Consider the following 1275-nt stretch of genomic DNA (forward strand, 5'->3'; position numbering starts at 1 on the left):
TTTGCGCGAATACGCGCTGGGTCAAGCCCCACCGGCTCGCGGCTGACGTCGCGCCGGAGCGGCGCTGCGCACCGGGCGTCGGTCTGCGCCGACGCCGGAACCGCCCGCAGAGGCGGGCGGTTGGCCAGATGCCCCCCCGGCGCGGCTTCAGCCGCCCGCATGCATGCAAGGCGTTTCGTCACACCCCCGCAGGCCGCGCAGATTTGCACAACGTATAAAGTCATGCTATACTTCGCCGCGTTGCGAGATAGTCAAACCTAATCCCCGATAGCTCAATGGTAGAGCATCTGACTGTTAATCAGAGGGTTCGTGGTTCGAATCCACGTCGGGGAGCCAGTCGAATCCCAAACGAGGTGATGAGAACATTGTTCTTATCACCTCGTTTTGGGTATACCCGAGCCCAAAGCATACCTCGTCGATTCACTCTTGCTCATCTGAGCCCGCGAGATGCCGACTTGCGGCGACGGATGGCGCTGGCATCAGGGGGCGGTCGGTGAAAGTTGGAGATAAGGCGCCTTATCTCCAATTCGCCCGAGCAGCTCCGTCGCCGTGTCGGCGGTGTCCTCGCCGATCTTCGCCAGGGCACCGCCGGCGATCAGCGGCGCGATGTAGACGAGCACCTGGCGGGCCGCTTCGGCGAGATCCTTAGGTTCCTCCACAGTCACGAGAATCACTGAGACACTGAGGATGTGAGGCACTGAGACGATGAGGGGGGCTGAGACGATGAGAGGTGAGAGAGCCTCAGTGCCTCACCCCCTCAGCGCCTCAGCGATCCCGAAGGCGCCGGGCAAGCCGAAACCCAACAACATCGTGGTGGTAGTCGGGCGAGAGGCCGTCACGGTCGGCCGCGCGGGGGCCGCTTCGGTGAGATCCTTGCCGCGCCCACCCTTGAGCAGCACTGTCACGCAGGCATCGTACAGCTCGGCGCGGTTCTCCGGCAGGCTGCGCGAGTCGTAGCAGATGATCGCGATGATCGTCAGCAGCAGCGGGTTGGTCGCCAGGTCGCGCACGCGGTCATTGTGCTCCAGCGCCGCCCACAGATCATCGCTGAAGCGCGTCGCCGGTCGGGTCGCCTCCTCTCCCTGGAAGCCGAGCAGGCGGTGCAGGCTCTGGCTCCAGTTGGCGATGAAGCGCTGCTGCTTCTCGGCCGAGAGGTCGTCCACCGTACACTCGCGGAAGCCCTGGCTGAGTCGGGCGTCGCCCTCGTAGGCCTTGGGCCGCGAGGGGAGCACATAGCGACAGTTTGGGTAGCGATTGACCAGGCTGCGCACGATC

At 64.4% G+C, this 1275-nt stretch carries 2 protein-coding genes and 1 tRNA gene; 1 reads left to right on the forward strand and 2 read right to left on the reverse strand.

What is annotated here, in order from left to right; translation table 11 throughout:
• The first annotated feature begins 261 nt into the window (after nt 1-261).
• Nucleotides 262-336, forward strand: a tRNA-Asn gene (locus K2Z83_RS24095).
• A gap of 143 nt (nt 337-479) precedes the next feature.
• Here K2Z83_RS24095 and K2Z83_RS24100 read toward each other — a convergent pair.
• Both K2Z83_RS24100 and K2Z83_RS24105 read right to left on the reverse strand, forming a co-directional pair.
• Nucleotides 480-659 (reverse strand): hypothetical protein, encoded by a 180-nt coding sequence (locus K2Z83_RS24100; RefSeq protein ID WP_220597725.1) that lies wholly within the window; start codon nt 657-659, stop codon nt 480-482.
• 90 nt (nt 660-749) lie between these two features.
• On the reverse strand, nt 750-1275 hold a 526-nt coding region (locus K2Z83_RS24105; protein ID WP_370650273.1), incomplete at its 5' end, for an NACHT domain-containing NTPase.

Source organism: Oscillochloris sp. ZM17-4 (assembly GCF_019599295.1).
In the GTDB taxonomy this organism is placed as follows: Bacteria; Chloroflexota; Chloroflexia; order Chloroflexales; family Chloroflexaceae; genus Oscillochloris.